Raw genomic sequence first — 18720 nt, forward strand, 5'->3', positions numbered from 1 at the left:
TTAACTTCTTATTATCAATAACTTAACCAATATTTCCAACTATAAAAACTTAAAACTCTATATTTAAACTTTTGCAAGTATTATAAAAACAACAAAATCGGCCAATAAAATTATTGGCCGAGAATTATTTATAGTGCTAATTTTAATAAAAAAGAAGTTAGATTTTAATTCCTATTTTCCTGAATAAGCCATCAATCACCTTATTAATATCAGGCGAAATTTTAAATTTATAATTCAGATATACATATAAAATCGTAACCAAAATAGATTTCAAAGCAATACTGATTAATTGAAAAAAGGGAAATTCCCAGAAATAAAAAACTAAAAACAAGGCAAAAGTCAGCAATGCTGAATAAATTGTTTCTTTTGTAAAAGGATACAAATGCAGTTTTTTAACCACAAAAAGCAATTTAGCCAAACTGTACAGAGTAATAGACAATAAAGTCGCAAATGCAGATCCGAAAATTCCAAAAATTGGAATAAAAATCATATTTAGAATCACGGTTAAAACCACAAGCATCAAACCTAAATACAGCACCATTCGGTAATATTTGGTATTGAAAATAATCGCATTGTTGTTTCCTAAAATCAAATCAAAATATTTTGACAATCCTATCATGAACACAACTGCAATACCACCACTATATTCTTTTGGAACCAATTCATAAAGCTGGCTGATATTCACAAAAATGCACAACATTACAAACCCGCCAACCATTTGTAAGTTGATTGATGTTTTTTTGTACAACGAATTCAATTCATCATGTTTATTCTCATGCATCAGTTTTGCTGTAATTGGATAAACAATTTGGTGCATGGCACGACTTGGAACCGAAATTACCAGAGCGATATAAGTAGCTACTGAATAATAAGCAATATTCTCAATTTTCATGTATTGATTCAGCATCAACTTATCACCATCTAAAAGCAAATTAGCAACACTTCCTGACAAGATAATGTAAAATGTATATTCCATTACGGCTTTTACATTTTCCGGAATTGAAATCTGGAAATTTGGTCTTTTAATGTAAAACGCATAAAACATTGTGATCATAAAAGCCAGAAAATAGATTGCAGCAGTAACATATACGAACTGAACCAATGAAATCCATTTAAAATACAATCCGATTAAAGCAATCGTCGAAAGCAGTCTTAAACCGACTTCTTTTATAAAATTTCCAAAAACAGAATGCATATGAACTCTTGCCCAAGCATAAAAAATCTCAAAATAAGCCATGCAAATTCCAATAAACGGAATCAGGTACATAAACTCTTTTACAACAGGATTTTCTTTTGAAACAAAAGCCGTAATATCATCAAAAAAGAAGATTCCGATAATTCCTAATGGAATACACATCAAAACTGGAAAAAGAGCCGTAAACGATAAAAATTGTTCCCTTTCTTCTTCGGTTTTATACTGTGAGTAAAATTTGACCAAAGTATTTTGCATCCCGATAGCAAACAAAGGCATAATAACATTCGCTGCCGATGTAATGTAATTTGTTAAAGCATAATAAGTTGCGCCCAAAAAAACAGGATACAAATAAAGCGTATTAATTGCTCCAATTGCGAAACCTATATAAGTTATGATTGTGTTTTTAAAAGACTGATTTAAGACAATACCCATTTCTTGAGTTTAGATGTAGATTTTTATGAATTATTTTTTAATCAGCTGTGCTAACTGTTTTGTTAGATTTTTTCGGGAATATTGCTGTAAACCAACACCATTGGCTTGTAATTTTCCTTCCAAAAATTGATTATAAAAGTCCAAAATTACACTTTTTAATTTCGCTTTTTCAGAATAATCAAAAAATACTCCAGTATTTGTCTGTGTAACAATATCTGCGAAGTCAGAACCTTCTGGTCCAATCGCAATTATTGGTCGGTTTGACACCATATATTCAAACAATTTTCCAGGAATAATACTTTTTGTATCGTCTGAATTAATTTCGATTAAAAGCAAAACCTGAGATTTTCTTTGGTGTTCAACAGCTTCTTTATGAGAAACGTAACCAACTAAATTTAAATAATCATTTAATTGATTTTCATTTAAAGCATCTAAAACTTCCTGACTTACAGCCCCAATAAGTTTAATTTCTAAATGAGTTTTAAACTCTGGAACCTCTTGCAGCAATTCAACTAAAACTTCCCACAAAAAAGCCGGATTTCTATCAGATAAAAAAGAACCAATATGCGCTAAAGTAAATTTACTATCTAAAGTTTGTTTATCAACTGTTTCAACATCATAACCATTTGTAATTACCGTGATTGGTTTATTGGTAATTGCCTCAAATTCGGTCTTTGTAGTTTTGCTTGTTACAATAATTTCGTCTGCTGAATTAAGAACTTTATGTTCTAAATTTTTATGCTTTTTTTCAGCATAAGATGATAAACGAAGCGCTTTATGATAACCAATTGTTGTCCAAGGGTCACGAAAATCGGCGAACCATTTTACGCTTAATTTTTGTTGTAACTCTAAACCAATCAAGTGCAAACTATGTGGCGGCCCAGAAGTTACAATGGTATCTATATTATTCTCTTTAATGTATTTTTCAAGATAAGAAACGGAAGGTTTCACCCAAAAAACTCGTGCATCTGGAATAAAAAGATTACCACGAATCCAAAGAAAAGTTTTGTCTAAAAATGTTTGCTTTTTTTTATGTGGAAAAATTCCAGAGCTGATTTTCTTGGTTTTATTTTTTGAAAATATGGAAGCCAATTGATAAGGCTCCCATATTTTATTTTTAAGAATAATTACTTTATCTGAAATTTCTTTTACCAATCCTTCGTCGACAATTGGATAAGTCGGATTTTCAGGAATATAAACTATTGGCTGAATATCAAATTCGGGTAGATATTTTACAAATTTCAACCAACGTTGCACGCCTGGCCCTCCTGCTGGCGGGAAGTAATACGTAATTATTAAGAGCTTTTTTTGTTCCAAGAAAAATGGATTTAATATTTAAAAGTTGTACCGAGATTAAACGGATTGATTATTATCAAACAATTTCTTTCTCTCAAAATAAACACCTCCAATTAAAAGCAAAAACATTCCAATTGAACTAACCAGAGTAATTGTTCCTCCTGTTTTGATTACCTGAGGTTCAAATTTAAACTCTATTGTATGTTTTCCGCCAGGAACTTCCATTGCTCTTAAAACATAATCAACAGGGAAATGATCTGTCAACTGACCGTCAACATAAGCATTCCATCCGTTTTTATAATACATTTCAGAGAAAACAGCTAAACCGTCGTTCTTGTTATCAGACTGATATTTAATATAATTTGGTTTATACTCCACAACTTTAATCGTCCCGGTTGTATCCCACTGCTTTTTCATACGAGCGTTTTTAAACTTCGCTTCATGTTCATGAACGTTAAAAACAGCTACTTGCTTAGTATCAATATGATCTAAAGCTTTCATAACATCATCTGGTTTGTTTACCAATTTTACAGTACTTACAAACCAAGCATTTCCGTTTGCTTCAGGATTTATTGTTGGAATTTGATTTCCTTCTTTATCAACCTGAATTACATACTTAACATTTAACATATTAAGTATTTCTAAATTATTTTTTGCAATTTGATAATCGTACAATTGTTGCATTCTTCTTGGTCTAACAGCACTGTAACCACCAATAGTTTTATGGAAATAAGAAGATCTTCCCTGCAATTGTCCTTGTAAATCAAATACACGGTAAATTGATTTGTCCTCTAGAATTTTAGTATCGGCTGGAGTTTCCTGAAATGGAGCTGCTATTTGAACAGGGCTTACAAAATCTTTTGCTGAAACATATTTTTTATCTACAAAAAACAGATCAAAAATCATTAAAATTCCAATAATAACTAATGCTGTTGTTTGCGAAAATTTGTTTTTGATAAATAACCATAAAATACCAAAAGTGACTACAATAAAGAATCCAGAACGTAATAAATCTGCAGAATAAAGACTCTTTCTATCTTCAACTAACGCATCAATAAAAGCTTGCCCGTATGCTTCCAAATAACTCTTATCACTCATTCCTGTAAAATGGAAGAAACCTTTTGCAAATAATAAAATCAATAAAATTCCCAATCCAAAAACTGCTGTTTGAATTAGTGCTTTTTGCTGTAATTTAGGTTCATCTTTTGCTTTAAAAAATGACTGTAATCCCATAACCGCCAAAACTGGAAAACACAATTCAAGAATTACCTGAATTGATGATACAGCTCTAAACTTATCATACATTGGAACATATTCAATGAAGAAATCAGTTAATAATGAAAAATTCTTACCCCAAGAAAGAACCAAAGTAAATAATGCTCCTGAAAGAAAAACGTATTTTATTTTTCGGTCATCAATAAACAATGCTAAAACGGCTAAAAAGAAAACTACTACTCCAATATAAGCCGGAGCTGAAACAATCGGCTGGTCTCCCCAATAAGTCGGCATTCCAGAAACAAAATCCTGTGCCTGATCTGAAGGAACGCCTTGTTCCATCATAAACGAATACATACGACTGTCTGTACCTACATTTTCATGACTTGAACCTCCAAAAATTCTTGGAGCAATTAAATTTAAACTCTCTGCAATCCCATAACTATATTCAGTAATATAATCTGTTGTCATTGCCGCGGTTGTCTCGTTTTTAGTTCCGTCAGGATTAAAAGTCAGCTCGCTTTTATCACGAATACTATATTTAGCATATTCACTTGTTGCTAATAAATTTCCTGCATTGGCACCAATAGCAAAAATACCTGCTACCGCTAAAGTTCCAAACGAAATTAAAAGCGGTTTGTATTCTTTATCTTTTATAAAATTAAAGGCAAAATAACCTGAAAGAATCAATAAGAAAATCAATAAATAATAGGTCATTTGAAAGTGGTTAGCATTAACTTCCAACGCAACCGCAAACATGGTGAGCAAACCTCCCCAAATGTATTTTTTCTGAAAAACAAGTATAAATCCGGCGATAACAAGAGGCATATAAGCAATAGCATGCGCTTTTGCATTATGTCCAACACCAAGAATGATAATCAAATAAGTAGAAAATCCAAACGCAATCGCGCCAATAAAAGCTTTCAACGGATCTGTTTTTAGCACTAATAACAATCCATAAAAGCCTAAGAAATATAAAAATAGATAATCTGCAGGACGAGGCAGAAAACGAAGTACATCATCTATCTTACCCACAAAATCGTATGGATAATTAGCTCCCAACTGGTAAGTCGGCATTCCTCCAAAAGCAGAATTTGTCCAATAAGGTTCAGCGTGTTCCGCAGCTCTGAAGTCGTTTTGCTCTTTTGCCATTCCGGTGTATTGAGCAATATCTGACTGGAAAATTTGTTTTCCTTGCAGAACTGGATAAAAATAAATTAATGAAACGAGAATAAAACCCAGTACAACAAGGGCGTGCGGAATGAACTTATTTACTATTTTCAATTTTGGCAGGTTTGGTTAAATGATGAATCCTATTTTATCAGGATACAAACTTAATCTATTTCTTCGTAATCAACATAATCGCCCACTTTTTTGGTTTCGCGAGGATTTTTTGCATTAGCAGTGTTGATGATTATCTCATCATTGTTGTTATTTTGAGTTCTTTGCCAAGAATTATCTTGACTATATTGTTGTTGTCTCTGAAAATTCTCTCCTGCTTTTTCAACTGCTTTTTTCACCAAAACTGGCAAAAAGATTCTAGCTAAAAATTTAAAAATATAATAAAACGCAATGATCCACATTATCGTTTTAAACAAATTTGTAAAAGATGCTTCTTGCATAACTATATAATTTTTGCCAAAATTAGTAAATCCGCTGTTTAAAATTAAAATATCAATCTTAAATAAATAATAAAATATAGTACATTTGAAATGCGTTATAACTTTTTAATCCAAAAATACATTTATGTTAAAAGTTAAAAAATTATTTATCACAGCTCTTTTTCTTGTGCCCCATTTCTTTTTCGGACAATACACTGATGTCATAAATTCTAACCGCCCCGGCGAAACCATGTCGGCTTATGCAGTCGGAAAATCAGTAATTCAAGGTGAACTTGGCATTTACGCAATCAAAGAAAAACACGATTTACTTGATTATGATGCCAACGGTTTCGGAACCGATTTCACGCTTCGATATGGTGCTTTTCTGGAACAATTAGAGTTTATTTTAGATGTGCAATATCAAATGGAAAACTTTGATACTCCGTACACCAGCTACAAAAAAAACAATTTCAGACAAACGGTTTTAGGAGCGAAATATTTAATTTACGATCCTTATAAAAATTATAAAAAAGAAGCCAATATTTACAGCTATAAAGCAAATCATGCTTTTAACTGGCGTGAATTAATCCCGGCAGTATCTATATTTGCAGGAGCAAATTTTGTTGGGGCCGACAATCCTTATTATTTTTCTCCACAAAGTGCTATTTCTCCAAAAGTAGCTTTGGTTACCCAAAATTTATTCGGCGGAGGAAGATGGGTTTTTGTAACGAATATTATTGCAGATTATATTGGAACAGATTACCCAAGTTACGGATATGTATTAACTTTGACCCATGGATTTAACGATAAATGGTCCGGATTTATTGAAAATCAAGGTTACAAAAGCGATTTTTACAGCGACGCAATTGTTCGTGGCGGTGCAGCTTATCTTCTTTCATCAAATATGCAGGTGGATGCTTCTATAAGTACAAACTTTAAAAATACTCCTTCATTATTATATGGTGGAATTGGAGTTTCCTGGCGTTATGATGGTTGGTATAAAGAAAAATTGACGGCAATCAAAAGCAAGGAAAAAGCAGATAAGAACTCTGACAACAAGAAAGAAATTGATTATCAGGAAAAAGAAAGAAAACGAAAATCTAAATACGAATAAATTTTATAACTAAGTCTCATCAAAAAAAGAGAAACTTATACTCCAACTTAATGATCACAATAAAAGAAGCCAAAACCAAAAAAGAATTAACCGAATATATAAAATTCCCATTTTCACTTTATAAGGACAGTCCTTATTGGGTACCTCCTATCATTGCTGATGAACTGGAATCTTTTGATAAAACTAAAAACCCGGCTTTTGATAATGCAGAGGCTTATTTTTATATCGCATATAAAAATAATGAACCTGTTGGACGCATAACCGCTATCATAAATTGGGCTGAAGTTAATAATCAGCATAAAAGAAAAGTACGTTTTGGATGGTTTGATGTTATTGATGATATTGAAGTAACTAAAGCTTTGCTTGAAAAAGTTTTTGAATTGGGAAGAAAACACAATTTAGAACATGCAGAAGGTCCGATGGGATTTTCTAACTTGGATAAAGTTGGTGTTTTGACAGAAGGATATGATCAGGTTGGGACTATGATTACATGGTACAATCATCCTTATTATGTCACGCATCTTGAACAATTAGGTTTTCAAGTTGAGAAAGAATATATCGAAAGTATTTTCCCTTTTTCGAATGTAAAACCAGAGTTTTTTCAGAAAGCTGTGGAGCTAATCAAAAAACGTTACGGAGTAAGATCTCTTACTTTTACTAAAACAAAAGACATTATGCCTCACGTAGACAAAATGTTTGATTTGTTTAATGAATCTTATGAAAAACTAGCTTCTTTCGTCGCTATTTCAGATGTTCAGAAAGAATATTTTAAAAAGAAATACATCAGTTTCATCAATCCTGAATACATTAAGTTTATTGTTGATAAAGATGATAATTTGGTAGCTTTTAGTATTGTAATGCCTAGTTTTACGGAAGCTTTGCAAAAAATAAAAGGAAAGTTGTTTCCGTTTGGCTTTCTCCAATTGTTGAAGGCTAAAAAACACAGTAAAGATGTTGTTTTTTACTTAATTGGAGTTCATCCTGATTATCAGAATAAAGGCGTTACGGCATTAATTTTTGACGAATATTACAAGACTTTTTCAGAAAAAGGAATTAGAAATTGCATCCGAACACCTGAATTATTAGAAAATAATGCGATTCATTTATTATGGAAAAACTTTGATCCAAAAATTCACTGCCAAAGAAAAACGTATTTGAAGAAATTATAAAAATAATCCGAGAACAGTTTTTAGTGTTCAGTTTCATATAAAAAAATCCATTCGCCCCCAAACGAATGGATTTTTCAATTTATAAACTATATTTATTCTACTTTACAGTCAACTTTACTCAAGGTATTTTTTGCATCAAATTTCAATTTTGATTTATCTTTAAAAGTAACTCTATCATTTGTTGAAACTACATCACCATATCCTTCAATTAAAGCTCCATCTTTTTGCAGAAAAACAACTTCTCTTACAGATGAAACTCCTTCAGATAAAAACGTATAATCACCAACTAAAGTATCGCCTTTCATATTGCCTACTAAGGTTCCTTCATTTTTATCTTTTCCAGTTAAATTATAACTTAGTTTTCCATTAACTTCTTGATGCGAATTGACATTAAAACTTATTAAAATTATATTCCCATTTTGTCGGGAAGCATAACATTGATCACCTGCTGGCTCTACTAATTCGGCATCTTTTGGCGCTTTTGGCTCAATTTGGACTGGTTCAGTATCAGTTGCTTTTTTACAAGAAACCAGAACCGTCAAAACTAAAGCCGATATTGCTATTACTTTTTTCATAATTTATCATTTTTATTTTGTTGATTACAATATAAAGTTAGCCCAAATAAAAAAAATCCATTCGTAGAACAAATGGATTTTTTTACATAATTCCCACTTCTGAGAATTTATTTTTATAATTAATTACGAAACGTCAACAGTTGTACGTTCTGCAATTTCTTTATAAGTTCCGTTAACTAATTTCTCGCGAATTGCTTCAAAAGCAGTTAAAGTTTCCTCAATATCAGCAAGAGTATGAGAAGCTGTTGGGATCATTCTCAACAAAATAATTCCTTTTGGAATAACCGGATAAACAACAATCGAAAGGAAAATACCGTAGTTTTCTCTTAAATCATTTACCATTACCATTGCCTCAGGAATACTTCCTTCTAAATAAACTGGTGTAATACAAGTATTTGTATCTCCAATATTGAATCCTTTTTCTTTAAGACCGTTTTGTAATGCATTTACATTTTCCCAAAGTTTGTCTTTAATTGAAGAAGAATTACGTAACAATTCTAAACGTTTCAAAGAACCAATTGTTTGAATCATTGGCAACGCTTTTGCAAACATTTGAGAACGCAAGTTGTATTTTAAATAATCAATTACCGTTTTATCAGCTGCCACAAAAGCACCAATATTAGCCATAGATTTTGCAAAAGTAGAGAAGTAAACATCGATATCATCTTGAACTCCTTGCTCTTCTCCAGCTCCGGCACCTGTTTTTCCAAGTGTACCAAAACCGTGTGCATCATCTACTAATAAACGGAAATTGTATTTTTGCTTCATAGCAACAATTTCTTTTAATTTTCCCTGCTGTCCGCGCATTCCAAAAACACCTTCGGTAATAAATAAGATACCTCCGCCTGTTTCTTCGGCCATTTTAGTAGCACGCTGCAGGTTTTTTTCCATACTTTCAAGATCATTGTGTTTGTATGTAAAACGTTTACCCATGTGTAAACGAACACCATCAATGATACAAGCATGTGAATCAACATCATATACAATGATGTCATTTTTTGTTACCAAAGCATCAATGATCGAAACCATTCCCTGATAACCAAAATTCAATAAATAAGCAGATTCTTTCATTACGAAATCAGCCAATTCATTTTCTAATTGTTCATGATACGTTGTGTGTCCAGACATCATACGAGCTCCCATTGGATAAGCGGCACCAAACTGAATTGCGGCATCTGTATCTGCTTTACGAACCTCTGGATGATTAGCTAAACCTAAATAATCATTTAAACTCCAGTTTAAAATATTCTTTCCGTGAAATGTCATTCTAGGACCCAACTCACCCTCTAACTTTGGGAAAACATAGTAGCCCTCTGCTTGAGAAGCCCATTTTCCTAAAGGTCCTTTATTGTCCTGAATTCTCTCGAATAAATCTTTTACCATAATATAGTGTAGTAATAATTTTAACTTAATCAGCGAGCAAAAATAATCATTATTAATTTAAAATGAAGAACCTCAATTATTTTTATTGAAAATAATTCATCTGATTATATTTAACAAGACAAATAATACACGATAAACACAAGCCTTTATAATTTAAGCATATAGTACTTCTTAAATCATGATTTTTATCATAATAAAAGACAAAACAGTCTTTTATTTTTGATCTTAATTAAAACCCGAATAAAACCAAAATATCATGAAAAATAAAAAAGACATTTCGATGAAAATGAGGCTGTTTGCTTGTCTACTTTTTAGTGCATTATTTTTAATAAGCTGCAAAAAAGAAGAAAGTGTTAATTATGAAAACATTGTGACCGAAGGAGAAATGAATGCCGAATTAACTTCTCCTCCTCACGTTCCAAAACCAGTTGGAAACAGACCTGCCATGAAACTTAAATTAAACATGGAAATTAGAGAAAAGGAAGGCACAATGACCGATGGTGTAAAATATACTTATTGGACATTTGGAGGATCTGTTCCGGGAAGTTTTATCAGAACACGAGTTGGAGACGAAGTTGAATTTCACCTAAAAAACCATCCTGATAATAAATTGCCTCATAATATTGATTTACACGCTGTAACAGGTCCTGGCGGAGGAGCTACTTCTTCTCTTGTGGCACCTGGGCATGAAAAAGTCTTTAGCTTTAAAGTAATAAATCCTGGGTTGTATGTTTATCATTGTGCAACTGCTCCCGTGGGAATGCACATTGCAAATGGTATGTACGGACTAATTTTGGTTGAACCAGAAGGTGGACTTCCGCCAGTTGATAAGGAATACTATGTAATGCAGGGTGATTTTTACACTCAAGGTGAATATGGAGCAAAAGGACTTCAGCCTTTTGATATGAATAAAGCGGTAAAAGAAACTCCTGATTATGTTGTCTTTAATGGAAAAGTAGGCTCTTTAACCAACGGAAATGAACTAACAGCAAAAGTGGGCGAAACGGTTCGTTTATTTGTTGGAAATGGCGGACCAAACTTAGTTTCTTCTTTCCACGTTATTGGCGAAATATTTGACAATGTTCATATTGAAGGCGGAAGTACTATCAATCATAATGTACAGACTACTTTGATTCCAGCTGGAGGTTCCGCAATTGTTGACTTTAAAGTTGAAACTCCGGGAACTTTCATTCTGGTTGATCACTCGATTTTTAGAGCATTTAATAAAGGTGCATTGGGAATGCTGAAAGTGGAAGGAAACGAAAATAAAAGCATTTACTCTGGAACTATTCAAGAAGGTATTTATTTGCCTGAAGGCGGAACAATTCAAAAAATGCCTGGAAATTCCGTAGCAAAAGTGGCAGTTCCGAAACGTACAGCAGAAGAAAAAATAAAAATTGGAAAAGAAATTTTCGGAACAACTTGTTTTGCCTGTCATCAATCTGAAGGACAAGGAATTCCGAACACCTTCCCTCCTTTGGCAAAATCAGATTATTTAAATGCCGACTCTAAACGTGCGATTAAAACAATCCTACACGGTTTAACTGGCGAAGTTAGCGTTAATGGCAAAAAATACAATAATGTAATGCCGGCTCAGAATTTATCTGATGATGAAATCGCAAATGTTCTAACCTACATTTATAACAGCTGGGGAAATAATAAAACTGAAGTTACGCCAGAAATGGTAAAAGCATTACGATAAACAGCAAACAATCAGCATGAAAAAATACATTTTCATACTAACTCTCTTTTTCTCTGTGTTTAGTGTCATGAAGGCGCAGGAAAAAGGAATGGCGTTCATAAAAGAGGGATCTTTTATCCCTCTTTATGGAGCTGTTTCTAAAAAACCTATTATTGTCAAGTCATTTTACATCGATGTTTATCCTGTAACGAATAGTCAGTTTTTAGAGTTCGTTAAGAAAAATCCTTCTTATCGAAAATCAAGAATTAAAGGAATTTTTGCGGATAAAAGTTATTTGTTTTATTGGAAAAACGATCTTGATTTCGAAAATGCAAAACCAAATTCACCTGTTACAAATATTTCATGGTTTGCTGCTAAAAAATACTGCGAATGTCAAGAAAAACGCTTAGCCACGATGGACGAATGGGAATATGTAGCAATGGCTGACACGAAAAAAATTGATGCCAGAACCAAAAAAGAATTCAATGAATATATTTTATCCTGGTACGAGAAATCAAGAACGTACGAAAATGAAATTGGCAAAACGTTCAAAAATTATTGGGGTGTTTACGACATGCATGGATTAGTCTGGGAATGGACAGCCGACTTTAACAGCATTTTTTTATCGGGTGAATCGAGAAAAGACAAGAGCAATGACAAAAATCTTTTCTGCGGAGGTGCCTCAGTTAATGCTTCCGATTTAATGGATTATGCTGCTTTTATGCGATACGCGTTCAGAGGAAGTTTGAAAGCACAATATTCTACAAGAAATCTTGGCTTTAGATGCGCAAGCACAACAAAACCAAAAATCTAATTTAAATTAGTTTGAAATGAAAAAAATAACAATCGTTTTTCTTGCTCTTACATTATCATTTTACAGCTGTAAAAAGACTAACACAAAAACAGAAACAAAAAAAGAAATCAGCGATTTATCGATTTACAATCTGCCTTCTAAATGGACGACGCAGGATGGTAAAGGTATTGAACTAAAAAGTCTTAGAGGCAATGTTTTGGTTATGGTAATGATTTATACAAGCTGTAAAGCAGCATGTCCGAGATTGGTTGCTGATATGCGTGATATTGAATCAAAATTAGAAAAAACGACGAAACAAAATGTAAAATTGATTCTGGTCAGTATAGATCCGAAAACGGATACACCACAAAGATTAAAGTCTTTTGCAATTGCCAATAAAATGAATCAGGATCCTTGGATTTTCCTTCGTTCGTCTGAAGAAAATACGCGCGAATTTGCAGCAGTTCTGGCTGTAAACTACAAACAAATATCACCTATGGATTTTTCGCATTCTAATATTATAAGTGTTTTTAATCCAGAAGGCGAATTGATTTTTCAGCAAGAAGGTTTAGGTGTAAATAATGAAAAAACAATCGAAACAATAAATCAGGAAGCAGCAAAAATATAGATATTTAAATAGGTTGATTAGTAAGAAGCAAGAGTTTGATTTTAGATAGAAATCGGCTCTTGTTTTTTATTTATAATGGATATCATCATTAAAACTAAACCCAAAACAAGGAGGATACTGAAAACTAAAATACTTTGATAATAAAATGCAATCGTTCCTTTTCCAAAAAGCAAAAGCCCGCCTTGTAAAAACAATAAAATTTCTGTGAAAATATATCCTAAAATAAAACACTTGACTCCTATTTTTAATATTGGAGAATCTCCTGAAAGTATTTTATTCTGAAGCATAATTCCAAACAAAAATCCGGTGATAATTCCCAAAGTCGTTAAATGAATAAATCCGATTACAAAATTTCTGATTTGATGCGAAACTTCAGCCAAATTTGGAAAAATCGTCAGTAATTGAATTCCAACTTTCAAAAAAAGAGAAAACAAAGCTAACCCATAAACGATTTTTGTGGTTTTGTCTAAAGTACTTTTGAAATGATTAATTTGAGGTTTTAGCATTTTATAGAAATAAATAAAAGCTCCTAATTGAAGTAAAACTCCAAAAATATTGATATAACTCAAAACGTCATTTTCTATGAACCATCGCACTGGAAAAGCAAACGTTAATAATACATAAATAACGATCAAAAAGTAAAACTTCTTAAACTTTAGCGCATCAATTTTACCTTGAAACTGCTTTAAAAACAAAACCAAAATTGCCAAAATAAACCAACCATTAAATTGAAAATGAAGAAAAAACTGAATCGCAATCTGATAAAAAGCGCTTTGTTTTCCTAATGTACTGACCGCCGGACCTAAACACCAAACTCCGCAAGTTGACAAAATCATAAACAGAATTGAAGTCCGTAAAAGTCTTTGTGAGGGTGACTTATCTTTGGAACAATCTTTCCAAACCAAGCGACAAAAAACATAACTCAGCAAAATATGAAGAGTCGAGAAAATAATCGAAAACAAAGCATATCCCTGAATTGGAAAAGCAATCATCATTCCGATAACCGAAAATTCTGTCAGCCAAAACAGACGGTTATAAATTGGTTTCTGGCTTTTTTCTTTTGGAATAAAAAAAAGAACAATCAAAAAATATACTATCATATAAACCCAGCCCAGCATCGCCACATGTGAATGCGCGTGAAGCAAAAAACTGTAGTTCAAAAAATCTAAAGGAAACAGATACATAAACCGCATTAATAATCCGAAAAAACAGGCAATCAGAAAATTAAAAAAACAGCAAATAATCCAGGTTTTTTGAGAATTCATAGTGTGATTTTTTAAACAAATCGAATAATTATAAAACCATTTCTTGAAATAGAAAACACCGATAATTATCATTTTAAAAAGATTGTTATCGGTGTTTTTCGAACTATTAAATTAACCTTTATTCTACTTCAACAAAATCTTTTTCTAAAACAACTGCTTTTGGAAATAAGATATTATTTTCCAAATGAATATGTTTATGTAAATCTGCTTCAAACTCTTTTAGCATCGCAAAAGTCACTCTGTAAGTTGTGCACGCGTCTGCTGGCGGAGTATAATTATTAGTCAATTCGGCAATTTCTCTAAAACGTTCGCCTTCATTGTCATGTTCATTCATCATCATCGCAATCGGATTTGAAACGGTTCCAAAAGTTGGTTGAGATAAAATTCCATCAGATTCTTTCGTTTTTACCATTCGTTTTACAAAAGGAAATAAAACCAATTCCTCTTTTTTCATGTGCTGTGCTAATTCGCCTGCACAACCAATAAACAACTCATTAATTCTGAACAATTCAGGATGATTCGCTCCGTGCACTTTGCATAATTTATCTAAAAAGGGAAGTAAAACGTTTGTTTTTTCTTCTACATAACGGTGATGCGTTTTTTCGATATAATCTGCCAATAAATCCAAAGGCCATGAATTGAAATCAATGCTTCCATTGTTTTCTGATTGTGCAACCTGCAATACATTTTCTAATAAAATATCAGCGTCAATATTTTGTTTTTCACAAACTTCAGTTACTGTTCGGTTTCCTTTACAGCAAAAATCTATTTTGTATTTTGAAAAAACTGCAGCGGTTCTAAAATCTTCCGCTACGAAAGATCCTATTGTTTTGTTTTTTAAATTTTCCATGATAATCAATTTTAAATATGTTTTTATTTTTTGTTTTTTAATGTCAGTTCAAATACAAACCAAGCCATTGTAATAAACCCAATTCCGAAGATTGAATCTCCAATAGCACGAAGCCATTTAAGCGTAATCATTTCTGGTTGTTGCATTAATTCTGATGAACGAGCATACCACATTCCGTGATTAATGCTTTCAATGGCTTGCCAAACTCCAATTGGAAGCAAACTCAAAACTGCCATCAGAAATAACCCAATATTTAATGACCAAAAAGTGATTTTAAGAAGTTTATTATTCCAGCTTACATTTCTGTATAAACTTCTCAAGACGAATAAAACTAAACCAATTCCTAACATTCCGTACACTCCAAATAAAGCAGTATGTCCGTGTAAAGGCGTTGTATTTAAACCTTGAACATAATAAAGTGCAATTGGCGGATTAATAATGAATCCGAAGATTCCGGCTCCAAGGAAATTCCAAAACGCTACAGAAATCATAAAGTAAATCGGCCATTTGTAATCGGCAATCCATTGTGTTGATTTTGAGATTTTATAGTTTTGATACGCTTCAAATCCGATTAAAGTTAAAGGCACAACTTCTAAGGCACTGAAAGTTGCTCCAAGAGCCATAATTGCAGTTGGTGTTCCTGCGAAATAGATGTGATGGAATGTTCCTAAAATACCTCCAGACATGAAAACAATTGTTGCAAAAAGAACATTTAAAGTCGCTGTTTTAGTTTTCAATAATCCCAAACGAACAAACAAGAAAGCGATAACAACCGTTGCAAATACTTCAAAGAATCCTTCTACCCAAAGATGAACAACCCACCATCTCCAATATTCGGCAATGGCTAAATTGGTTTGTCTTCCCCACATCAATCCTGCTCCGTAGAACATGGCAATTGCAGTACAAGAAACTAAGAACAAAATGATTAAGTTTTTCTCTTCTGTTTTTTTCTTTAAAACCGGAATCAGTGGTCGAATCATTAAAGCCAGCCATAAAAACAAACCTACTAAAAGGAAAATCTGCCAAAAACGACCTAAGTCAACATATTCGTAACCTTGATGTCCGAACCAGAAATTTTGAACTAAATTCAGTTTTTGCATTACACCAAACCATTGGCCTGCCATTGAACCTAAAACAATAATCAATAATGCGACAAATAAGAAGTTGATTCCAAAACATTGAAATTTAGGATCTTTACCCGAAACTGCCGGCGCAATATATAATCCTGTTGCCAGCCAAGCCGTTGCAATCCAGAAAATTGCCAATTGTGTGTGCCATGTACGTGTTACAGCGTATGGCAGGATTTTATCAATCGGAATTCCGTACAAACCATTTCCTTCAACGCCATAATGCGCAGTTATAATTCCGAAAACCATTTGTAAAACCATCAGCAGACTCACAACCCAGAAATATTTGGTCACCAATCCCATTGATTTTGTTTTGCCCTGTTTGATAATTGGATCTTCTTTTGGAAGTGGAAATTCTTCTTCTTCACCCGATTTGGCATGATAAAAAACTAAAATTCCGACACTTAAAATCAATAAAATAATACTTACACCAGACCAAGCCAAAAGTTCGGTTGTTGCAGTGTTTCCAACCAATTCATCTGACGGCCAGTTGTGTGTATAAGAAATAGTGTTATCCGGACGATTCGTAACTGTTGCCCAAGTTGCCCAGAAGAAAAAGGCATTCATTTTATGCATTCTCTCAGCATTTTTAATAGAGTTTTTTGGAATTGCATATTCTTCTCTCAGTTTATCGAATTTCGGATCATTCGTAAAAAGACCTTTATAATATTCGCTTAAATTTTCAATTGCCGCCAAACGGTTTTCAGAAATGGTAAGAATCCCAGTAGCCGGATTATATCGATTAGTTCTCAAATCCTTCTGAAGACGAACCTTTAAAGCCGATTGTTTTTCGGCATCTAATTCATCATACGTTTTATTAAAATCTTTTTGGGCATAAATATTCAATATAAATACAGCTTCTCTATGCAACCAATCTGCGGTCCAGTCTGGAGCCACATAGGCGCCGTGCCCCCAGATCGATCCTACTTCCTGGCCACCTATACTCTGCCAGATATTTTGCCCATCTTTAATTTCGCTTTCGCTAAAAACAATCTTTCCAGAATCGGTTACAATCTCTTTCGGAACCGGTGGTGCCTGCTGATAAATTTCATAACCATAATAACCCAGCACTGCAAATGATATACTCATTACCAATGCAAATACAATCCATAATTTTTTTTCTCTTTTCATTTTTATATTATTTAATAAAAGATAATTTTGTCTTTTATTAGTTTTTAAAAAAACTCCAAACCTATTTTCAGTATTTGGAGTCTTTGTTATTTACTCAACAATTAATACACCTTTCATCATGGCTACGTGACCAGGGAAAGAACAAATAAATGGATAAGATCCTTTTTTATCAATTGTAAACTCGATTGTATCTTCTTCTCCACCACCCAACAATTTAGTGTGAGCGATAATTGAAGCTTTTTCAGATTCCGGAATATAATCTGTCGCTTTCGCATCATTTGCTTTTAAAGCAAAAGCAGCCTGATCAGTTCCTTCTTGTAAAATCACTAAATTGTGTCCCATTGCTTCTTTTGGGATTTTTCCAACATGTTTCAAAGTCAATTTGATTGGCTTTCCGGCAACGGCTTTTAGTTCGTTTACATTATATTGCATTTGGTCATTTCCTTCAATGAGTAGTACATTTTCTTCAGCTGCTGGTGTTACTGGTGCTTTTTCTCCTTCTGTAGAGGATTCAGTCGTTTCTGTTTGATCAGCCGGAGGTGTTTCTTTTTTACCGCAAGAAGTTACTGCAAAAAATCCCATTAGGATTAGTATAGAAATTTTGGTTTTTGTATTCATTGTATGATAATAATTAAATGTTAATCGTTTTATAATAATTGCTATTTATTCTAAATTTAATGTTTTGAGAAAAAAATCTCCTTTTTTTACGCCAGAAGCAAGTTGTTCTAAAGTTGTTTTTGAAAGCATTTCGTGAAGAAGTCCTCTAATTTTTTTAAATTCGAAATGAACCGGACACGGATGTGCTTCAGAACATTCTTTTAATCCAATTCCACAGCCTCTGTAAATTTTATCGCCGTCAATTGCATCGACAATCTGAATTAATTTAATTGTTTTTACAGCTTCATTCGAAACTTCAAAACCGCCTCCGACTCCTTTGGCCGAATGAATGATTCCGTTTTTGGTCAAAATCTGCATAATCTTGGCAGTAAATGGTTCTGGTGAATCAATTTCTTTGGCAACATCTTTTATTCCAACCCTAATTCCTTTTGAAGAATTTGTAGCAATAAAAATAGAAGCTCTAATTCCGTACTCACACGCTTTTGAAAACATATCTCTTTTATTAATTCCATACAAAGATATACAGGTTTACAATAAAAGACAAATTTATCTTTAATTAATTTTACAAACGGACAAACTTATTTATAACCAAAATAATTAAGTAGGCCAAAAACACTAATTCACTACTAAAACCATATAAAAACAAA

16 protein-coding genes are annotated in these 18720 nt (G+C 32.8%); 5 read left to right on the forward strand and 11 right to left on the reverse strand.

Going from position 1 to position 18720, the window contains the following annotated elements; genetic code table 11:
* Nucleotides 1-157 precede the first annotated feature (157 nt).
* From GQ47_RS11915 to GQ47_RS11930, 4 genes are read right to left on the reverse strand one after another with little or no spacing between them, the layout of a single operon-like run.
* Nucleotides 158-1627, reverse strand: coding sequence for a lipopolysaccharide biosynthesis protein (locus GQ47_RS11915; protein ID WP_035648761.1), 1470 nt, complete (start codon nucleotides 1625-1627; stop codon nucleotides 158-160).
* A 30-nt stretch (nucleotides 1628-1657) separates the two neighbouring features.
* Entirely contained in the window at nucleotides 1658-2944 is a 1287-nt protein-coding gene (locus GQ47_RS11920) for a glycosyltransferase family 4 protein (protein WP_035648764.1), read from the reverse strand.
* Nucleotides 2945-2980: 36 nt separating this feature from the next.
* Nucleotides 2981-5422: a YfhO family protein gene (locus GQ47_RS11925; RefSeq protein ID WP_035648766.1), complete on the reverse strand. Its 2442-nt coding sequence runs from the start codon at nucleotides 5420-5422 to the stop codon at nucleotides 2981-2983.
* A 50-nt stretch (nucleotides 5423-5472) separates the two neighbouring features.
* Complete coding sequence (locus GQ47_RS11930; RefSeq protein WP_026729181.1) at nucleotides 5473-5760, reverse strand: DUF4834 family protein; 288 nt, start codon at nucleotides 5758-5760, stop codon at nucleotides 5473-5475.
* Nucleotides 5761-5884: 124 nt separating this feature from the next.
* Between GQ47_RS11930 and GQ47_RS11935 the strand changes: the two genes are divergently transcribed.
* Together GQ47_RS11935 and GQ47_RS11940 are read left to right on the forward strand one after the other, a co-directional pair.
* Nucleotides 5885-6853, forward strand: coding sequence for a transporter (locus tag GQ47_RS11935; RefSeq protein ID WP_035648770.1), 969 nt, complete (start codon nucleotides 5885-5887; stop codon nucleotides 6851-6853).
* A gap of 50 nt (nucleotides 6854-6903) precedes the next feature.
* Nucleotides 6904-8022 (forward strand): hypothetical protein, encoded by a 1119-nt coding sequence (locus tag GQ47_RS11940; RefSeq protein WP_035648771.1) that lies wholly within the window; start codon nucleotides 6904-6906, stop codon nucleotides 8020-8022.
* A 92-nt stretch (nucleotides 8023-8114) separates the two neighbouring features.
* Here the strand turns inward: GQ47_RS11940 and GQ47_RS11945 are convergent, their stop codons facing one another.
* Both GQ47_RS11945 and GQ47_RS11950 read right to left on the reverse strand, forming a co-directional pair.
* Entirely contained in the window at nucleotides 8115-8597 is a 483-nt protein-coding gene (locus tag GQ47_RS11945; RefSeq protein WP_035648772.1) for a hypothetical protein, read from the reverse strand.
* A 123-nt stretch (nucleotides 8598-8720) separates the two neighbouring features.
* A complete protein-coding gene (locus GQ47_RS11950) occupies nucleotides 8721-9980 on the reverse strand; it encodes an aminotransferase class I/II-fold pyridoxal phosphate-dependent enzyme (protein ID WP_035648775.1) in 1260 nt (419 codons plus the stop codon).
* A 280-nt stretch (nucleotides 9981-10260) separates the two neighbouring features.
* Here GQ47_RS11950 and nirK point away from each other — a divergent pair, with 280 nt between their 5' ends.
* Genes nirK through GQ47_RS11965 form a run of 3 tightly spaced genes read left to right on the forward strand, consistent with a single transcriptional unit; the run spans nucleotide 10261 to nucleotide 13082 of the window.
* Nucleotides 10261-11682, forward strand: coding sequence for a copper-containing nitrite reductase (gene nirK / locus GQ47_RS11955; RefSeq protein WP_371199633.1), 1422 nt, complete (start codon nucleotides 10261-10263; stop codon nucleotides 11680-11682).
* A gap of 16 nt (nucleotides 11683-11698) precedes the next feature.
* Nucleotides 11699-12475, forward strand: a complete 777-nt coding sequence (locus tag GQ47_RS11960; RefSeq protein ID WP_035648782.1) for a formylglycine-generating enzyme family protein — start codon at nucleotides 11699-11701, stop codon at nucleotides 12473-12475.
* A gap of 16 nt (nucleotides 12476-12491) precedes the next feature.
* Entirely contained in the window at nucleotides 12492-13082 is a 591-nt protein-coding gene (locus tag GQ47_RS11965) for an SCO family protein (RefSeq protein ID WP_035648784.1), read from the forward strand.
* A 41-nt stretch (nucleotides 13083-13123) separates the two neighbouring features.
* Here the strand turns inward: GQ47_RS11965 and GQ47_RS11970 are convergent, their stop codons facing one another.
* From GQ47_RS11970 to GQ47_RS11990, 5 genes are all read right to left on the reverse strand, one after another.
* A complete protein-coding gene (locus GQ47_RS11970) occupies nucleotides 13124-14347 on the reverse strand; it encodes a hypothetical protein (RefSeq protein ID WP_051951534.1) in 1224 nt (407 codons plus the stop codon).
* A gap of 118 nt (nucleotides 14348-14465) precedes the next feature.
* The gene (gene ric / locus GQ47_RS11975; RefSeq protein ID WP_035648786.1) at nucleotides 14466-15197 is read right to left on the reverse strand and encodes an iron-sulfur cluster repair di-iron protein; all 732 of its coding nucleotides are present in this window, start codon (nucleotides 15195-15197) and stop codon (nucleotides 14466-14468) included.
* Between the two features lie 23 nt (nucleotides 15198-15220).
* Entirely contained in the window at nucleotides 15221-17455 is a 2235-nt protein-coding gene (locus GQ47_RS11980) for a nitric-oxide reductase large subunit (RefSeq protein WP_035648787.1), read from the reverse strand.
* A gap of 90 nt (nucleotides 17456-17545) precedes the next feature.
* A complete protein-coding gene (locus GQ47_RS11985; protein ID WP_051951506.1) occupies nucleotides 17546-18073 on the reverse strand; it encodes a plastocyanin/azurin family copper-binding protein in 528 nt (175 codons plus the stop codon).
* A gap of 45 nt (nucleotides 18074-18118) precedes the next feature.
* Complete coding sequence (locus GQ47_RS11990) at nucleotides 18119-18565, reverse strand: RrF2 family transcriptional regulator (RefSeq protein ID WP_035648793.1); 447 nt, start codon at nucleotides 18563-18565, stop codon at nucleotides 18119-18121.
* Nucleotides 18566-18720: the final 155 nt, after the last annotated feature.

The sequence above is a fragment of the Flavobacterium sp. ASV13 genome, from assembly GCF_000745775.1.
Classification (GTDB): Bacteria; Bacteroidota; Bacteroidia; order Flavobacteriales; family Flavobacteriaceae; genus Flavobacterium.